Source organism: Serratia sp. (in: enterobacteria) (genome assembly GCF_052400455.1).
Lineage (GTDB): Bacteria > Pseudomonadota > Gammaproteobacteria > Enterobacterales > Enterobacteriaceae > Serratia > Serratia ureilytica.
The window spans coordinates 178295-195278 of the sequence record NZ_CP185812.1 but is presented as its reverse complement, the minus strand read 5'-3'; the positions used below and the strand labels follow the sequence as shown (position 1 = coordinate 195278).

The window sequence follows — 16984 nt, the reverse complement described above, 5'->3', positions numbered from 1 at the left end:
CCCTTGGCTGCGAAACCCGCCGACGGAGAACCGGCGGGTAAAGGGAGACGGGGCCGACAAGCCGACCCGCCGGGCGCAGCGGGCTGCGCCCCACCCTAATCATTATGGCTTATTTGATCGGTGTGGACGTGCCGTTGGCATGCCATTCGAACACGCCGAACTCGAAGCCTTTCAGGTCGCCCTTGTCATCCCAGGTCAGCGGCCCCATCACGGTCTCCACCGGCTTGCCGGTTTTCAGATCCTTGACGATGTCCGCCGGTTCCTGACTGCCGCTGCGCTCCATGCCGGTGGTCAGCGACTGCAGCGCGGCATAGGTGGTCCAGACGAACGGGCCGGTCGGATCCAGCTTCTTGGCTTTCAACGCATCGACGATCGGCTGGTTGGCAGGCACCTGATCGTAGCGTTTCGGCAGCGTCACCAGCATGCCTTCCGAAGCGGCGCCGGCGATGTTGGACAGTGAGGAGTTGCCCACGCCTTCCGGCCCCATGAAGCGGGTGGTCAACCCGGCCTGCTTGGCCTGACGCAGGATCTGGCCCATTTCCGGGTAGTAACCGCCGAAGTACACGAAGTCGATATTCTCTTTCTTCAGGCGCGCCACCAGGGTGGAGAAGTCTTTGTCGCCGGCGGTGATGCCTTCGAACATCGCCACTTCGGTGCCCTGTTTTTTCAGGCTGTCGCGCACCGAGCGCGCCAGGCCTTCGCCGTATTGCTGCTTGTCGTGCACCACGGCGATGCGCTTCGGCTTGATGTCGCTGAGAATGTATTTGGCGGCGGTCGGGCCCTGATCCGAATCCAGACCGGTGGTGCGCAGGATCATCTTGTAGCCGCGGGTGGTCAGATCGGCGTTGGTGGCCGCCGGGGTAATCATGATCACCCCTTCGTCTTCATAGATATCGGACGCCGGCTGGGTGGAAGAGGAGCACAGGTGGCCGATCACGTAGCGAATGCCGTCGTTGATCACCTTGTTGGCGACCGCAACCGCCTGTTTCGGGTCGCAGGCGTCGTCGTATTCCACGCCGACCAGCTTGTCGCCCTTGATGCCGCCCTTGGCATTAATGTCGGCAATCGCCTGGCGCGCGCCGGTAAATTCCATGTCGCCATACTGCGCGACCGGGCCGGACATTGCCCCGACGATCGCCACCTTGATGTCTTTCGCCATGGCCGCCTGGCTCATGGCCATCGCAATACAACCCGCCAGCAGTGCCTTACCTGTTGTTAATTTCATCCGCAAATCCCCATCTGTCGTTGTGAACGTACCTGTTGTGTTTGCCTGCGCCCGATCGTTATTGACCGCTTTTGTTATAAGTAATAATGATTTAGGCGTTTTGTTGGCATTATTTTCTAATAAGACTTTATTTTTCATACCATTAAACAGGAATTTTCTGCTGCAAATCAACTTCATCCGGCAGAAACAAGCGGTGTAAACAGGATAAAATTCGAATTAAATCTGCGCTGTTTACCTTGAGGCGTAGCGCGTTGTGCTGGTTAACAATCCGTTTACTAACTATTTACTCGGAAAATGCCCCGTGCAAAAAACATATTGCACAGTAATCGTACAGAAAAACTTACACAACGCTCTGCACAAGATCTATTACACTGTCGGCATCATTTAACTGCGCGGAAATTCTGCATGAAACTGACCATCGAGCGCCTGACCGCGCTGTCCCCGCAAGACCTTATCGACCTCGGTAAAATTTGGCCGCACCAGCAGCCGGAACAGTGGCAGAGCTGGCTGAGCGGCGGCAAGGCGCTGTTCGCCGCCCGCTTCAACGAGCGTCTGCTGGGCGCGGTGAAAATTGCGCTGCAGGACGACCGCGCCGAACTGCAGGATCTGCTGGTACGCGAAGTGACGCGCCGCCGCGGCGTCGGTCTTTACCTGGTGCAAGATGCACAGCGTCAGCTGCCGCAGGTCGCCCATTGGCAGCTGTCGACCGCCGGTCTGGCGCCGCGCGAACGTGGGGAAGTCGATAACTTCATGCGCGCCTGCGGCTTCGCGCCGCAGGGCGATCTCTGGCAAAAATGAAGCGTCTGCCGGCGGCGCTGGTTTTGATTGCGCTGGGGTTGGCGGCCTGGTTCGCCGGGCGTCAGCAGGCGCTGCGCCAGGTCTCAGGTTGGGATCAGCAGGTTTACGTTTGGCAGCGGGTTTGGACGCCGCAACACGCCGATGCGCTGGCGCACAGCCGCGATCTGTTCGCCGGGCTGCGGGTGCTGGCGCTGCAGGTGCATCCACGCGAGAGCTGGCGGGAAATCCCGGCCGATCTCAGCCTGCTGAAGCAGGACGGCCGCCCGCTCTGGCTGGTAGCGCGCCTCGACGGCCAGCTGCCGCAGCTGGACCAAGAAGCCATTATCCAGCGTCTGCTGGCGATCACCCAGCGCTGGCAGGCGGCCGGGCTGCCCGTCACCGGCGTCGAGATCGATCATGATGCCGCCACGGCTCGCCTGCCGGACTACCAACGCTTTCTACAGCGGCTGCGCCAACGGCTGCCCGCCGCTTTGCAACTCGGCATCACCGCCCTGCCGGCCTGGATCGGCTCGCCCAACTTGCCCGGCGTACTGCAACAGGCCGACAGTTCCGTTCTGCAAGTGCATGCGGTGCTCTCACCGCAGCAGGGGCTGTTTGACGGCCCCTTGGCGCTGCGCTGGGTGCGGCAGTACGCCGCCGTCACACCGAAACCGTTTCGCGTCGCGCTGCCGGCCTATGGCATGGCGCTGCTGGGGTTTGATGCGCAAGGCGCGCAGGTGGAGAGCGAATCCTCGCTGCGCGTGGCCGGCAACGGCCGCGAACTGACGGTCGCGCCGCAGCAGATCGCCGATTTTCTGCAAACGCTGGCGCAGCAAACGCCGTCCCGGCTGCGCGGCGTGATTTGGTTCCGACTGCCGCTGGCGGACGATCGGCGCGCCTGGTCGCTCGCCACGCTACGAGCGGTGATCGAACGGCGGCCGCTGAATGTCGACTGGCAGGTAAAATTTAGGCCTCAGCCGCAGCAAAACGGGCTGTATGATCTGATAATTCATAACAACGGGCCGGTGGACGCCCCGCTGCCGCAAGAGGTGGTCATCCGCGCCGACGACTGCCTGGCGGCGGACGCGGTCGGCAACTACCGGCTGGAATCCGCACCGCAACGGCAACGCTTTATTCGCATCAGCAGCGACCAGCTGCGCGCCGGGCAATCCCGGCCGCTGGGCTGGCTGCGCTGCCAACAACTGACGCCAGGAGGCACCCTTGTCACACCTTGATTCGCGCGCGGCACGGAACACCCGCCGCCTTCTTCCGCTGGCCATGCTGATCGGCGCCGCACTGCCGCTGGGCGGCTATGCCTGCGGCCCGGATTTTCCTAACCGGCTGCTGATCGATCGCAACGGCACCCTGCTGTATATGCCGGAGGGCAATTTCGCCTTCGAAGCCGGCCGGCTGGTGCCGATGGATAAACAGTTGCCGCACTGGCAAGCCCCGCCGCCGCCGATGCCGCCGAAACCGATGCCGCAATCGCCGGAAACGATAGCGATAGGCAAAATGCGCGCCGCCAAAACGGTGGAAGAGGCTGACGCCGTCAATACGCAGGGGTTGTCCAACGCCGCGCGTCTCTATCAACTGGGCGCCGTGGCTTTCGCCAGCCACGATCCGCGCGCCGCAGACTATTTCCAACAGGTGCTGAAGCTACCGGCCGCCGAGCAGGGCGACTGGGGACTGCGGGCGCAGTATTCGCTTGGCCGCGTACTGATGGCTGACCACAGGACGCCGGTAAACGAATCCGGTGAAGCGGCCCCCGCCGCCGAGCACCCGCCAAAAGCCGCGCTTGAACAGGCGCTGACGGCATTCCAGCAGGTGATCGACCGGGTGAAAAGCGGCGCCGCCGATCCCGATCAGTTGGCGCTGAGCAGCCTTGGGCAGCAGGCGCGCATCCACCTGTGGCTGGGTGACGTCGCCCCCGCCGCCCATCTGTACGCGCAACAGGCGGCGCAGGGCGATCCGAGCGGCGGGCAGTCGCTGCAGTACGTCTCCAGCTTCCTGGTCAACCCCGACCATTTGGACACGCTGAAACGGATTATCGGCGATCCGTTGATCCAGCAGCTGGTGACCATTGAGCTGTTCGCCCGCAGCGGCAACCTGCAAATGGCGGATACCGACGGCAACGGCCGCTCCGCGCAAATCATCAACCAGATCCTGACGCTGCTGGACGGCTCAGTGAAAAGCGGCTTCGCCGGCAGCGATCGGCTGGCGGCGCTGGCTTACCGTTCGGGGCAGTACCCGATGGCGGCGAGCCTGCTGAAAAACGCCGGCGACAGCGGCCTAGCATGGTGGCTGCGCGCCAAAATGGCGCTGCGCGACGGTGACGTGAAAGCCGCCACCGCCGCCTACGCCAAGGCGGCAAGCGCGTTCCCCGCCGACGAAAGCTGGGGTGAACAGCGCAACGCCGACTTCGTCGCGGAAACCATCGTGCCCGAGTGCCGGGTGGCCGGCGAACAGGCCATCCTGGCGCTGAACCGCGGCGACTATCTGCAGGCGATGGACCTGCTGTATCGCGGCAAAGCGCTCTACTGGGCCGACGTGGCCGACGTGGCGGAACGGGTGCTGACCGTCGATGAGTTGAAAGGCTTTGTCGATAAGCACGCCCCGGCGCCGACGACGCCGCTCAAGCCGGTTAATCCGGACGATTACGGCGGCCAGCAGATCACGCCGGAGGTGCAGCTGCGCGAACTGCTGGCGCGGCGGCTGATGCGCGCCGGGCGATCGCCGGAGGCGCTGGCCTACTTCGATATCCCCAACTACCGGCAAGCGGCGCAGCAGTTCGCCGACGAGCTGAAGGCCGCCAAGGACAAATCCGCTGCGCCGCTGGCGCGCGCACAGGCTTACTATCGCGCCGCCAACCTGCTGCGCGCCCAGGGGCTGGAGTTTACCGGCTATGAGATGACGCCGGATTACGCCATCTATGGCGCCGGCTATTCCTATCTGGGGGATGCGTTCGATACCCGCGAGCTGAAGCATAAAAGCTGGATCGACAGCGCCGAAGCGGCGCGCGCCAAGGCAGCGCTACCGGAGGAAGACAACCGTTTCCTGCACTATCGCTGGCAGGCGGTGGGGCTGGCGCAACAGGCGGCCGATCTGCTGCCGCCGAAGAGCCAGGCCTATGCCGCCGTGCTGTGTAACGCCGCCAGCTGGGTTATCAAACGCGATGCCAAAACCGGCCGGGCGCTTTATCAGCGCTATATCAACACCGGCACCCGTTATCCGTGGGCGGCGAAATTCGGCTACGACTGCCCGGCGCCGGACTTCGCTACCGTGGCGCCATAACGCCGAATTTCAGGCACTAAAAAGCCCGGCTTGCCGGGCTTTTTTTATCGAATCTCGCATCGACTCAGGCTTCGATCGCCATTTTCAGTTTCTTCATGGCGTTCTTTTCGAGCTGGCGCACGCGTTCGGCGGAAACGCCGTACTGATCGGCCAGCTCCTGCAGCGTCGACTTATTGTCGTCATCCAGCCAACGGGCGCGGATGATATGCTGGCTGCGCTCGTCCAGACCTTCCAGCGCATAGGCCAGTTTGTCTGCGGCGTTGCTTTCCCAGTTATCTTCCTCGATGCCTTCGGCGAAGTCTGAGCTCTTGTCCTGCAGGTACAGCACCGGTGCCATCGACTGGCCATCGCGGGCCTCGTCGTCCGGAGTCGGATCGAACGTCATGTCCTGCGCCGCCATGCGCGATTCCATCTCGCGCACGTCTTTGCTGGTTACGCCCAGCTCACGGGCCACCAGTTCCACTTCGTCCTGGTTGAACCAGCCCAAACGCTGTTTGGTTTTGCGCAGGTTAAAGAACAGCTTGCGCTGCGCTTTGGTGGTCGCCACTTTCACGATGCGCCAGTTGCGCAATACGTACTCGTGGATTTCCGCCTTAATCCAATGCACCGCAAAGGAAACCAGACGCACGCCGACTTCCGGGTTGAAGCGGCGAACGGCTTTCATCAGGCCGATGTTGCCTTCCTGAATCAGATCCGCCTGCGGCAGACCATAGCCTGAATAGTTGCGGGCAATATGAGCGACAAAGCGCAGGTGAGACAGGATGAGCTGCTTAGCGGCATCCAGATCGCCCTGATAATGCAGCCGTTCAGCCAGCTCCCGCTCTTCCTCTGCCGTCAGCATCGGATAGGCGTTGGCTGCCCGGATATAGGCTTCCAAGCTACCTTGGGGTACTAAGGCTAAAGTTTGCATTTCTTTGGTCATTCAAACCCTCTCTATGAGAATACAAAATCATGCAGGTGATTATTACAGCGGGGAAATGATTGATTCTACGGCAGTTGCTGAAGCAAAAGCGGTTCCACACGCCGGGCACCTTAACATTTGCTGCAATTTTTGACCGTACTCCGCCCTAAAAGTTCACCCTTTTTTGCAAGCATTGTTGCTGACAATACGTGACGAGGGTGCAGGCCGATAGGGAATTTGTGCGCTAAGAAGAGAGGGATGGTGCTGACTTCGCTTGAGGTCACTCTTCTCCCGCAACGCGATCAAAAGCAGCAGGAGAAGAGTATACCAAAAAAATCTTACTGTGGTGTAAATCGGCGTAAATGTTGCACCGTCGCCAGCCAGGCGGCGATCCAGCCGATCATCGCGGAGATGATCAGCAGCAGCAGCGCCTCATCCCAGCCCAGCCCATGCAAGGTGAAGGTGGTGCCGAATACCTTGGCCACCCCGGCGACCACCGACTCCAGCTGCCACACCAGCGCGCCGGACAGCACCAGCGACAGCAGCGCGCCGGCAAAGCCCAGCATCGCCCCGCCGTTGAGGAACGGCCGCAGGATAAAGCCGTCGGTAGCACCGATCAACTTCATCACGTTGATGGTGTCGCGGCGGCTGAAGATGCTCAGACGCACGCTGTTGCCGATCACCAGGAACACCGCCACGATCATCAGCACGCCGATGATCGCCGCGATCTGGCCCGCCAGCCCGGTCAGCGCCGCCAGGCGGGCAAACCAGCTGTCATCCATACGCACTTCTTCCACGCCCTGCACCGCCGCTACGCGATCGCGCAGGGTGTTGAGGGTATCCGAACTCTGGAAGCTCATCTTCGGCGTGACGATCGCCACCGCCGGCAGCGGGTTCTCTTCCAGCATGTCCAGCGCGCCGCCAAAGCCCGACCAGTTGCGGAACTCGCCGCGCGCTTCTTCACGCGACAGGTAATTGACCTTCTCCACGCCGGCTTCCGCCTTGATGGCGTCGAGCACTTTCAGCGCGGCGTCGTCATCGAGCGATTTATCCAGATAAACGGTCAGCTGCGGCGTTGGATACCACTGGCTGGCCGCGGTGCTGACGTTTTTCCACACGATGTAGCACACGCTCGGCAGCGTCAGGGAAATGGCGATCACCATCACCGTCAGCAGCGTCGCCAACGGCTGACGCAGCATGTCTTTGATGGCGTTCATCCAGGCGTAACGCCACTGTTCGCGCCAGCCGCCGCGCAGCGCCTTGCTCTTGGCGGTTTTTGCGTTATTGGCCATGGTGAGCGCCCCCTTGCATGCGGCCCTGGCTCAGCGTCAGGATGCGGTAATTGCGGCGGGCGATAAGCCCGGTGTCGTGCGTCGCCATCAGTACGGTCACGCCGACGCGGTTGAATTCTTCAAACAGGCGCAGAATGCCTTCCGACAGCGCGTCATCCAGGTTACCGGTCGGTTCATCCGCCAGCAGCACCGCCGGCTTGTTCACCACCGCACGGGCGATGCCCACGCGCTGCTGCTCACCGCCGGACAGCTGAATCGGGAAGTTTTTCGCTTTATCCAGCAAACCGACCTTGTCCAGCGCGGCGGAAACGCGGCGGCGGATATCTTCGGTGCTGGCGCCGGCGATGATCAGCGGCATCGCCACGTTGTCATACACCGTGCGATCCAGCAGCAGGTGGTGATCCTGGAAGATCATGCCGATCTGCCGACGCAGGAACGGCACCTCGCGGTTTTTCAAGCGACTGATGTCGTGACCGCCAAACCAGATGTGGCCGGCGCTGGGCCGTTCGATACCGCAAATCAGTTTCAGCAGGGTACTTTTCCCCGCGCCGGAATGGCCGGTCAGAAACGCCATCTCCGCCGGGCGCAGATGGAAATCAACCCCCTGCAGCGCTTGCCGTCCGCCCAGATAAGCTTTACTGACCTGTTCAAAGCGAATCATCCGTATTAATCCTCTCGGGCAAAAAGTGCCTCAATAAAATCGTCAGCCTTAAACGGCCGCAAATCTTCGATGCCTTCCCCGACGCCGATATAGCGGATCGGGATACCGAACTGATCGGCGATGGCGAAGATCACCCCGCCCTTGGCGGTACCGTCCAGTTTAGTCAGCGTGATGCCGGTTAAGCCCACGGCCTCATTAAATAATTTCGCCTGACTGACCGCATTCTGGCCGGTGCTGGCATCGAGCGTCAGCATAACCTCATGGGGGGCCTGGTCGTCCAGTTTTTTCATGACGCGGACGATCTTCTTCAGCTCTTCCATCAGGTGCGATTTGTTCTGCAGACGGCCGGCGGTATCGGCGATCAACACATCGATGCCGCGCGCCTTGGCGGCCTGCACCGCATCGAAGATCACCGAAGCGGAATCCGCGCCGGTATGCTGCGCCACCACCGGAATGCGGTTGCGTTCACCCCACACCTGCAGCTGCTCCACCGCGGCGGCGCGGAAGGTATCCCCCGCCGCCAGCATCACCGACTTGCCTTCCGCCTGGAATTGACGCGCCAGCTTGCCGATGGTGGTGGTTTTACCCACGCCGTTCACGCCGACCATCAGGATGACATACGGGGTTTTCCCGCTGACATCCAGCGGCTGATCGACCTTGGCCAGAATTTCGGACATTTCCTCCTTCAGCTTGCCGTACAGCGCTTCGGCGTCTTTCAGCTGCTTGCGGCTGGCGTGCTGGGTCAGGGAGGTGATGATTTTGCGCGTGGTATCCACGCCGACGTCAGCGATCAGCAGCTGTTCTTCCAGCTCGTCGAACAGATCGTCGTCGATCTTTTTACCGCGGAACAGCCCCATAAAGCCGGAGCCGAGGTTTTGTTTGGTCTTCAGCAGGCTGCGTTTCAGGCGGGCGAAGAAGCCTTCTCTGGTCGGCCTTTCCTGTTCTTGCGCCGCGGCCGGCACCACCGGCTCAAGCGGTTCTTCTTCCACTTCCGGCACGGATTCAGGTTCAACGACCGGCTCAGGCTCGACGACCGGCTCAGGCTCAACAACCGGCTCAGGCTCGACGACCGGCTCGGGTTCAACCACCGGCTCGGGTTCAACCACCGGCTCAGGCTCAACGACCGGCTCAGGCTCGACGACCGGCTCAGGTTCAACGACCGGCTCAGGTTCAACGACCGGCTCAGGCTCAACGACCGGCTCAGGCTCGACGACCGGCTCAGGTTCAACGACCGGCTCAGGCTCAACGACCGGCTCAGGCTCAACGACCGGTTGCTGTTGCGCCGCCGCCTGTTCGGTGACGCTGACGATCTCTTCGGCCAGCGCTTGCGCCGCCGGCTGTTCAGCCGCCGCCGGCAAATTTTCCGCGATTTGCTCGCCGGCCTGACCGTTATCCCACTCTCCCGGGGTGTCGACGGAGGCGGCAGGTTCAGATTCCTGGGCGGGGAGCTTGTCGTCCAGCTTGGCGGCGGCCGGTGCAGCCGGCGTCTCCGCGGCCTGAGCTTCCGCCTGCTCTACCGGCTGCTCAGGTTGCTGTTGCTCTTCTTCCTTTTCCTTCTGGCCAAAGCCCAGCCAGGAGAAAAACCCACGTTTCTTATCTTTTGCCATGTTATGACTCTACTCCGTACCGAAGGCTCGCTTACCCTACATACCTGAAGGATATATGCTGACAATAATCCGCCGAGTCTATCACTTTCCCTCGCGCAGCAACACGCATCCGGCATGCTTTCCGGTGTGAAATCAGACAACAAAGTTTTACCGTTCCCCCCGACGCCCGTCACCGGTAGAATAGGGACAACTTTTCGTTAACCTCTGCGGCCCCGCGCCGCAAAAGAAATCAAACAACGCTTATGACAAGACTCTCGCCACGGGCGGCGGCCAAAAAACCGCCCCAGGCCGCAGCCGGACAGATCCGCATCATCGGCGGCCAATGGCGCGGCCGTAAGCTCCCGGTGCCGAACAGCCCGGGGCTGCGCCCCACCACCGATCGGGTACGCGAAACCCTGTTCAACTGGCTGGCGCCGGTGATTCAGGGCGCGCGCTGCCTGGACTGCTTCGCCGGCAGCGGCGCATTAGGGCTGGAAGCGCTGTCGCGCTATGCCGGCAGCGCCACGCTGCTGGAATTCGAGCGGCCGGTGGCGCAGCAGCTGGAAAAAAATCTGGCGCTGCTGCAGGGCAAAGGGGTGGTTATCAACACCAACGCGCTGAGCTGGCTGGCGGGCGACGGTCAACCGTTCGACGTGGTGTTCCTCGATCCGCCGTTTCGCAAAGGCCTGCTGGCGGAGACCGTCTTGTTGCTGGAGCAGCGGGGCTGGCTGGCCGACGAGGCCTGGATCTATGTAGAAGCCGAGGCGGAAAGCGCCGCGGCGGACGTGCCTGCCAGCTGGCAGTTGCACCGGGAGAAGGTCGCCGGTCAGGTGGCTTATCGCCTTTATCTTCGTTCGCAAGAGAAAACCGACCATGCTGATTAATCTGGGCCGCCTGCTGATGCTGTGCGTATGGGGCTTCCTGCTCTCTAACCTGTTCCATCCGTTTCCCAAGCCGCTGAAGTATTTCATCGACGTGGCGCTGTTCTTTATGGTGGTGATGCACGGCCTGCAGCTGGTGCTGTTGAAATCCACCCAGCCGAAGGATCAGCCGATCAGCTACTGGCAAGAGGCCAAGATCTTTATCTTTGGCGTGTTCGAGCTGCTGGCCTGGCAAAAGAAACAGCCGCCCATCAAGAAAAAGTGACCGCTACGGCTGAACGGTGAACGAGACGAAGCGCGTGCCCTGCATGTTTAACGTGCCCTGCGCGCCTTTTTCTATCGGGTTGTACTGCCATTGCTTCAGCCGCAGCGTAATGTTTTCACCGCCCTGGTTAGGGCTGAACACCACCTCGTAATACATCGGCTCGTTGACCAACGGCTCGCGCTGCGGCGCACGGGTCTTGGCGACCGGGAAGCTCCGCTTGTCGCTCACCGTCACCTGCAGACTGCGCATCGGCGCGCGATCGTTTTCCGCCTCCTGCTGGCGCTGTTTGAAGTAACGTTGCGTGGCCAGCACGGCGATCAACGCAATGACGGCGACAAAAAATAGCGGTGGCTTACTCATCGGTTTCCCATTTCCTTCACGGTCAAATCGGCGTAAACATAGCATTCTCAAGAAAGCATTGTCGATCGTCGGCAGGCTACCTACACTGAAATGAAGAAGTGACATGGGTGACAGTTTGGAGCCGGTGGTTGCAGCTCCCTCCTACATAAGGAAGACATAAATGAGTTGGCCGTTCCTTGCCGTATTCTTTTCCGGTTGGCTGTTCGTCGACGCCTCTTACCGTGGGCCGCGCTGGCAGCGTTGGGTGTTCAAACCCGTCACGCTGCTGCTGTTGTTGCTGTTGGCCTGGCAGGCGCCGGTGCTCAGCGCCGCGGGTTATCTGATCGTACTCGGCCTGCTGGCAACGCTGATCGGCGATGCGCTGCTTCTGTTGCCGCGCGAGCGGGTGCTGTACGCCATCGGCGCCTTTTTCCTGTCCCACTTGCTGTACACCCTGAGTTTCGCCAGCCAGATGACGTTCAGTCTGTTCTGGCCGCTGCCGCTGGCGCTGCTGGCGATCGGCGCATTGCTGCTGGCCACCCTTTGGACCCGGCTGGAAGAGATGCGTTGGCCGATCGTCACCTATGTGGCGATGACGCTGCTGATGGTCTGGCTGGCGGGCGAGCAATATTTCCTGCGCAGCACCGATTTCGGCTTCTCGCTGCTGACCGGCACCTCGCTGCTGCTGCTGGCCAACGTGGTTTGGCTGCTCAACCGCTACCGCTTCACCTTCCGCGCGGCGGACGCCATCGTGGCTTTCTGTTACTTTTCCGGCCACTTCCTGATCGTGCGTTCGCTCTACCTGTAGAGACCTGCCGCGGGTTCGGCGCGCCGAACCCGTTTCTTCATCAAGCCAGCGCTTTCAATGTCAGGGCATCACCCGCACCCAGTTGATTGCGGTACAGATCGCCGTCGCGCGAGAAGAACGCCAGCGTGCTGCCATCCGCCTGCAGCAGGGCGATGCCGTCCGGCGCCGGGCGCCAGCCCACCACCTCGGCCGCAAATACGCTTTGCAGACAACGCTGCCGATCCACCAGCTGGTAGCCGTTGGTCTCGCTTTGCTCATTGGCCAGAAACTCGATTTGGCATTGCCGTTCGCTGTCGGCTACCTGCCATTGCCCCGCCAGCGACTGCGCGGTCGGCAGCGCCAGACTGCCGGCCATCACCGCACTCGTCACCATCATGCCTCCCGCCGCCAGGGCGGCGCGCGTTAAAGTACCTTTCATACCGGCTCCCACATCACGCCCGGCCGAGACTGCGCCGGGCGCTCCGTTGCTGCGTTACACGATAAAGTCAGTGGCGACGTCTACCTGACCGACGATTTTCACCAGGAAGTCCGGCGCCTGATGACCACCGATGTTCACCGACAAATCGGTCACGTTGTTGGACGCGTTGTAGCTCAGCAGCGCTTCACCCGCCGCGCCGCTGAAGTGATCGACGAAGTGAATGAAATCGCTGCTCTGCGCCTCTTTGTTGAAGAACGACAGATCAATCTTGTCGATCCCTTTCTGGAAGTCGCGGATCCAGTCTGAAGCGCCCGGCGCGGAATCGCTGGCGGCAGAGAACACGAAGATGTCTTTACCGGCACCGCCCCACAGCTCATCCGCCCCGCCGCCGCCGAACAGCACGTCGTTACCCGCGCCGCCTTTCAGCACGTTATTGGCCGCGTTGCCGACGATCACGTCGTTGCCGGAACCGCCAATGGCGTTCTCGATGGTCACACCGGCGGCGATCGAGACGTTGCCTTTCAGGCCGCCCACGTCGGAGAACGACTTCTCGTTCAGGTTGATGCGCTGGTTAGCGGTGTAACCGGAGAAGTCGAAGGTATCGTTGCCGCCCGCATCCCACACCGCAAAGATCAGTTTTTGCGCGTTGCTGGTGGTGCTGAGGAAGTCACGACCGGTGTTGGAGTTAAAACCGTACACGGTGTCGCCGGTGCGGGTCGACAGGTTGGCGCCATACAGATGTTGAATGGCGGCAATGTCATCCAGCAGCGGAGCTGCGGCGTAATGACCGCCGTTATCACCACCGGTGTTGGTTTCGCTCCAGTAGCTCATCAGGCTGAACTGGCGGGTGTCTTCCGCATAAGTGACGTCGCGATAGGTCGGGTTGCCTTCACCGGCGTTGTAATCGCCCGGGTGGCTCAGACCCAGCGCATGGCCAATCTCATGGGTGAACGTCTGGCGGCCGTAGTCTTCGGTCGCCGGATGCTTCACGTTGGACTGGTTGACGTTGTACCAGGTCTGGCCCCCCAGATCCTGCCCCTGCCAAATGGTGTTCGGCAGGAAGGCGTAGGCCTGGGTGCCGTAATCATAGTGGCCGGGACGATCCTGGCTGTAGTTACCGAAGGTGATGTTGGCCTTTTGTCCGGCCGCCACTTCGGTAAAGGTGATATTGGCGACGTCGGCCCAGGACTGCAGCGACAGCTTAGCCTGCTGCTGCTGTTCCGCGCTGAACTTGCTCAGCCCGGTGTCGCCGGCGACGTTGGTGGAAGAGAACTTATAGTCCGGGAAGGAGAAGGTTAATTTGACCGGCTGGCCAAATACCTTGTAACCGTTCCAGGTTTGGTTCTCACGGGTAATAAACAGCCCAGCTTGCTCGTTAGAAAATGAATCCTTGCCATTAATCTGAATCCCGTTGCCCCGCTCATGATAATGCAACAGGTCGTCTACAGCATCGTAGCCGGTTGTGGCGGCCGCGAAGTTGGATTCAGTAATTTCAATTGCCTTTTTAGTAGATTGCATTGGTTCGATTCCACTCATTACCTGATTGATATCAATCAGACAGATAGACATAACCTCCCCGTAAGCCACGGTTAATGAACCTTAAGCTTGCTGGAAGGGGCTTATGCGCCGTTACCGGCAGTGTGTTTGGTAGAATTAATGCATATATATCAGCAAATAAGATCACCATTAAAAATGGTAATCGATTCCAATTATAGGCAGGACCGCAAAACTGCACATAAAATAATCAACCATTTATTATCGCAACGAAAGCTTGTTATGCTACTTTTTGCGCTTATTTACAAAACAAATGAAACTTAGATAGGAGAAGTTGGCACCAAACTTCAATAGCAATGCGGCTTGCAGACACAAGCGAATCATGCTGGCTAATTAGGCGCCAAAAGATAAATTTTGCTAACGCGTTATAGATAAATAACTCTTTATTATTAGACCGGGCGACTTTTTAGTTTCTATAGGAATATTATTTTCTTATTTAAACTAACGGCGGCGAGACTTTTTCTCGAAATAGGTAATAAGAAAAAGCGATAGATTAAAATTCGCATTATTCATTATTGAATGAATCCCCCCATAACGCCTGAATGCCGTTAGCAATAATTCTCATCCGGCGCTTGACTCTGGAGTGGACTCCAGGGTGTAGAGTCAGCTGAGCAAACCCGGTTAACTGCCCGAAGGGGGACGTTATGCACAATCAGCAAAATCATAATCATCAGGAACATCACCACGCCGAAGGCGGATGCGGCTGCAACCACAGCCACAGCAAAACCCAGCATGGCTGCAGCAGCGAGCCGAAAAACGCCGCTGCGCAGACCGAACACGCCCATCACCATCACGATCATGGCGAGAGCGGCTGCTGCGCCGCCGCCCACGACGATCCGGACGAGGAAAGCGACAGGCTGGCCGCCGCTCCCCCTTCCGGCAGCCAACGTTTCAGCTGGAAAGTCACCGGTATGGACTGCCCCAGCTGCGCCAAGAAAATCGAAAATGCCGTCACCGCGCTCCCCGGCGTTGACAGCGCACGCGTATTGTTCGCCACCGAAAAACTGGTGGTCGACGCACAGTCCGATATCAGCCTGCGGATCCAGGACGCGGTCGCCCAGGCCGGTTTTACCCTGCTCGGCGCTCAGACCGCCAAAGATGCCGCGCCAAAAGCCTCGCGCTTCGGCGAATTTGCGCCGCTGCTGTTGTTAACCACCCTGATGGTGGTCAGCTGGGTGCTGGATCGGATTAACCCGGAGCTGGGTCGCATCGCCTTTATCGCCACCACGCTGGTCGGGTTGGCGCCGGTCGCCGCCAAGGCGCTGCGTCTGATTCGCTCCGGCACGCCGTTCGCCATCGAAACGCTGATGAGCGTGGCGGCCATCGGCGCGCTGTTCATTGGCGCCACCGCCGAGGCGGCGATGGTGCTACTGCTGTTTATGGTTGGCGAGCTGCTGGAATCCTACGCCGCCAACCGTGCGCGGCGCGGGGTGAAGGCGCTGATGGAGCTGGTGCCGGAAGATGCGCTGCTGCTGCAAGGCACGGAACGCAAACGCGTGCCGGTCGCCAGCCTGCGCCCCGGCGACGTGATTGAAATCGCGCCCGGCGGGCGTCTGCCGGCCGACGCCGAGCTGCTCAATCCGTTCGCCAGCTTCGACGAAAGCGCCCTGACCGGCGAATCGGTGCCGGTCGAGCGTCAACGGGGGGAAAAAGTGGCCGCCGGCAGCCTGTCCGTCGATCAGGCGGCACAGATGAAGGTGATCTCAGAGCCCGGCAAAAACGCCATCGACCGCATTCTGCAATTGATTGAAGAGGCCGAAGAGCGCCGCGCGCCGATCGAACGCTTCCTCGATCGCTTCAGCCGCTACTACACCCCGGCCATCATGCTGCTGGCCGTCGCGGTGATCCTGGTGCCGCCGCTGCTGTTCTCGCAGCCGTGGGAGACCTGGATCTATCGCGGCCTGACGCTGCTGCTGATCGGCTGTCCATGCGCGCTGGTGATCTCGACGCCGGCGGCCATCACATCTGGGCTGGCGGCCGCCACGCGGCGCGGCGCGCTGATTAAAGGCGGTGCGGCGCTGGAGCAACTGGGCCAGATTCAAACCATCGCCTTCGATAAAACCGGCACCCTGACCGAAGGCAAGCCGACGGTCACCGACGTGCTGCCCATCGGCGCGCTGACCGAACAACGGCTGTTGCAGCTTGCCGCCGCGGTAGAGGCCGGTTCGCATCACCCGCTGGCGCAAGCGATCATTAACCGCGCCGCCGCCAGCGGGGCTGAGCTGCCGCTGGCGCAGGCGCGCCGCGCGCTGGCCGGGGTCGGTGTGGAAGGGATCGTGGACGGCAAGACCGTGCTGATCAGCGCGCCGGGCAAGCTGGCGCCGGGCCTGCTCGCCACCCAATGGCAGAGCCAGGTAGACAAGTTGGAAAACGCCGGTAAAACGGCGGTGGTGGTGCTGGAAAACGGCGCGCCCATCGGCTTGCTGGCGCTGCGTGATACGCTACGCAGCGACGCCAAACAGGCGATAGCCGAACTGAACGAGCTCGGTATTCGCGGCGTGATGCTGACCGGGGACAACCCGCGCGCCGCCGCGGCGATCGCCGGCGAGCTGGGCCTCGACTATCGCGCCGGTCTGTTACCGGAAGATAAGGTCGCCGCGGTTACCGAGCTGAACGAACTGCGCCCGACGGCGATGATCGGCGACGGCATCAACGACGCCCCGGCGATGAAAGCCTCCAACATCGGCATCGCCATGGGCAGCGGCACCGACGTGGCGCTGGAGACCGCCGACGCCGCCCTGACCCACAACCGGCTGGTGGGCGTCGCGGAAATGATCCGCATCTCGCGCGCCACCCACGCCAATATCCGGCAAAACATCACCATCGCGCTGGGATTGAAAGGGGTCTTTCTGATCACCAGCCTGCTGGGGTTAACCGGGCTGTGGCTGGCGGTGCTGGCGGACTCCGGCGCCACCGCGCTGGTCACCGCCAACGCGCTGCGGCTGTTGAGAAAGCGCCAATAACGTGACGCCAGGCCGGGTTCCTC

The 16984-nt window shown here is 61.0% G+C and carries 15 protein-coding genes; 7 read left to right on the top strand and 8 right to left on the bottom strand.

Features of this window, described 5'->3' with window-relative positions; all coding sequences use genetic code 11:
* Positions 1 to 109: 109 nt before the first annotated feature.
* Positions 110 to 1225 carry a branched-chain amino acid ABC transporter substrate-binding protein gene (locus ACORQT_RS00880; protein ID WP_025304902.1) on the bottom strand — a complete coding sequence of 372 codons (1116 nt, stop codon included), beginning with the start codon at positions 1223 to 1225 and terminating at the stop codon, positions 110 to 112.
* 405 nt (positions 1226 to 1630) lie between these two features.
* Here ACORQT_RS00880 and panM point away from each other — a divergent pair, with 405 nt between their 5' ends.
* From panM to ACORQT_RS00865, 3 genes are read left to right on the top strand one after another with little or no spacing between them, the layout of a single operon-like run.
* A complete protein-coding gene (panM, locus tag ACORQT_RS00875) occupies positions 1631 to 2023 on the top strand; it encodes an aspartate 1-decarboxylase autocleavage activator PanM (RefSeq protein ID WP_004934355.1) in 393 nt (130 codons plus the stop codon).
* On the top strand, positions 2020 to 3237 hold the full coding sequence (locus ACORQT_RS00870) for a DUF3142 domain-containing protein (protein ID WP_164057686.1): 1218 nt from the start codon (positions 2020 to 2022) through the stop codon (positions 3235 to 3237). The genes panM and ACORQT_RS00870 overlap by 4 nt, the downstream gene beginning before the upstream one ends.
* Before the next feature lie 43 nt (positions 3238 to 3280).
* Positions 3281 to 5293 carry a hypothetical protein gene (locus tag ACORQT_RS00865; protein ID WP_424540247.1) on the top strand — a complete coding sequence of 671 codons (2013 nt, stop codon included), beginning with the start codon at positions 3281 to 3283 and terminating at the stop codon, positions 5291 to 5293.
* A gap of 64 nt (positions 5294 to 5357) precedes the next feature.
* Here the strand turns inward: ACORQT_RS00865 and rpoH are convergent, their stop codons facing one another.
* The 4 genes from rpoH to ftsY form a co-directional block, all read right to left on the bottom strand.
* Entirely contained in the window at positions 5358 to 6215 is an 858-nt protein-coding gene (rpoH, locus tag ACORQT_RS00860; RefSeq protein WP_004934345.1) for an RNA polymerase sigma factor RpoH, read from the bottom strand.
* A 317-nt stretch (positions 6216 to 6532) separates the two neighbouring features.
* Entirely contained in the window at positions 6533 to 7486 is a 954-nt protein-coding gene (ftsX, locus tag ACORQT_RS00855; protein WP_033636680.1) for a permease-like cell division protein FtsX, read from the bottom strand.
* A complete protein-coding gene (gene ftsE / locus ACORQT_RS00850) occupies positions 7476 to 8147 on the bottom strand; it encodes a cell division ATP-binding protein FtsE (protein WP_004934337.1) in 672 nt (223 codons plus the stop codon). Before ftsE ends, ftsX begins: the two co-directional genes overlap by 11 nt.
* Before the next feature lie 5 nt (positions 8148 to 8152).
* A complete protein-coding gene (ftsY, locus tag ACORQT_RS00845) occupies positions 8153 to 9754 on the bottom strand; it encodes a signal recognition particle-docking protein FtsY (protein WP_197801881.1) in 1602 nt (533 codons plus the stop codon).
* A gap of 242 nt (positions 9755 to 9996) precedes the next feature.
* On the opposite strand from ftsY, the gene rsmD reads away from it, so the two are divergent.
* Positions 9997 to 10617, top strand: coding sequence for a 16S rRNA (guanine(966)-N(2))-methyltransferase (gene rsmD, locus ACORQT_RS00840; protein WP_042783457.1), 621 nt, complete (start codon positions 9997 to 9999; stop codon positions 10615 to 10617).
* On the top strand, positions 10607 to 10879 hold the full coding sequence (locus ACORQT_RS00835; RefSeq protein WP_004934327.1) for a DUF1145 family protein: 273 nt from the start codon (positions 10607 to 10609) through the stop codon (positions 10877 to 10879). The genes rsmD and ACORQT_RS00835 overlap by 11 nt, the downstream gene beginning before the upstream one ends.
* A gap of 3 nt (positions 10880 to 10882) precedes the next feature.
* Here ACORQT_RS00835 and ACORQT_RS00830 read toward each other — a convergent pair whose 3' ends face one another.
* Complete coding sequence (locus ACORQT_RS00830; RefSeq protein WP_033644996.1) at positions 10883 to 11239, bottom strand: DUF2500 domain-containing protein; 357 nt, start codon at positions 11237 to 11239, stop codon at positions 10883 to 10885.
* 160 nt (positions 11240 to 11399) lie between these two features.
* Here ACORQT_RS00830 and ACORQT_RS00825 point away from each other — a divergent pair, with 160 nt between their 5' ends.
* Positions 11400 to 12026: a lysoplasmalogenase gene (locus ACORQT_RS00825; protein WP_033652419.1), complete on the top strand. Its 627-nt coding sequence runs from the start codon at positions 11400 to 11402 to the stop codon at positions 12024 to 12026.
* A 40-nt stretch (positions 12027 to 12066) separates the two neighbouring features.
* On the opposite strand, the gene ACORQT_RS00820 is transcribed toward ACORQT_RS00825, so the two are convergent.
* Positions 12067 to 12444: an AprI/Inh family metalloprotease inhibitor gene (locus ACORQT_RS00820; RefSeq protein WP_025304893.1), complete on the bottom strand. Its 378-nt coding sequence runs from the start codon at positions 12442 to 12444 to the stop codon at positions 12067 to 12069.
* 54 nt (positions 12445 to 12498) lie between these two features.
* Positions 12499 to 13962 (bottom strand): serralysin family metalloprotease, encoded by a 1464-nt coding sequence (locus ACORQT_RS00815; RefSeq protein WP_033652421.1) that lies wholly within the window; start codon positions 13960 to 13962, stop codon positions 12499 to 12501.
* Between the two features lie 680 nt (positions 13963 to 14642).
* Between ACORQT_RS00815 and ACORQT_RS00810 the strand changes: the two genes are divergently transcribed.
* Positions 14643 to 16961, top strand: coding sequence for a zinc/cadmium/mercury/lead-transporting ATPase (locus ACORQT_RS00810; RefSeq protein ID WP_042783455.1), 2319 nt, complete (start codon positions 14643 to 14645; stop codon positions 16959 to 16961).
* Positions 16962 to 16984 lie beyond the last annotated feature (23 nt).

Excerpts from the sequence above, each read along its gene's own strand:
- ftsE (WP_004934337.1), bottom strand. The coding sequence starts at position 8,147 with ATGATTCGCTTTGAACAGGTCAGTAAAGCTTATCTGGGCGGACGGCAA.
- panM (WP_004934355.1), top strand. The coding sequence starts at position 1,631 with ATGAAACTGACCATCGAGCGCCTGACCGCGCTGTCCCCGCAAGACCTT.
- ACORQT_RS00820 (WP_025304893.1), bottom strand. The coding sequence starts at position 12,444 with ATGAAAGGTACTTTAACGCGCGCCGCCCTGGCGGCGGGAGGCATGATG.
- ACORQT_RS00880 (WP_025304902.1), bottom strand. The coding sequence starts at position 1,225 with ATGAAATTAACAACAGGTAAGGCACTGCTGGCGGGTTGTATTGCGATG.
- ACORQT_RS00870 (WP_164057686.1), top strand. The coding sequence starts at position 2,020 with ATGAAGCGTCTGCCGGCGGCGCTGGTTTTGATTGCGCTGGGGTTGGCG.
- ftsX (WP_033636680.1), bottom strand. The coding sequence starts at position 7,486 with ATGGCCAATAACGCAAAAACCGCCAAGAGCAAGGCGCTGCGCGGCGGC.
- ACORQT_RS00815 (WP_033652421.1), bottom strand. The coding sequence starts at position 13,962 with ATGCAATCTACTAAAAAGGCAATTGAAATTACTGAATCCAACTTCGCG.
- ACORQT_RS00865 (WP_424540247.1), top strand. The coding sequence starts at position 3,281 with ATGCTGATCGGCGCCGCACTGCCGCTGGGCGGCTATGCCTGCGGCCCG.
- ACORQT_RS00825 (WP_033652419.1), top strand. The coding sequence starts at position 11,400 with ATGAGTTGGCCGTTCCTTGCCGTATTCTTTTCCGGTTGGCTGTTCGTC.
- ACORQT_RS00830 (WP_033644996.1), bottom strand. The coding sequence starts at position 11,239 with ATGAGTAAGCCACCGCTATTTTTTGTCGCCGTCATTGCGTTGATCGCC.
- rpoH (WP_004934345.1), bottom strand. The coding sequence starts at position 6,215 with ATGACCAAAGAAATGCAAACTTTAGCCTTAGTACCCCAAGGTAGCTTG.
- ACORQT_RS00810 (WP_042783455.1), top strand. The coding sequence starts at position 14,643 with ATGCACAATCAGCAAAATCATAATCATCAGGAACATCACCACGCCGAA.
- ftsY (WP_197801881.1), bottom strand. The coding sequence starts at position 9,754 with ATGGCAAAAGATAAGAAACGTGGGTTTTTCTCCTGGCTGGGCTTTGGC.
- rsmD (WP_042783457.1), top strand. The coding sequence starts at position 9,997 with ATGACAAGACTCTCGCCACGGGCGGCGGCCAAAAAACCGCCCCAGGCC.
- ACORQT_RS00835 (WP_004934327.1), top strand. The coding sequence starts at position 10,607 with ATGCTGATTAATCTGGGCCGCCTGCTGATGCTGTGCGTATGGGGCTTC.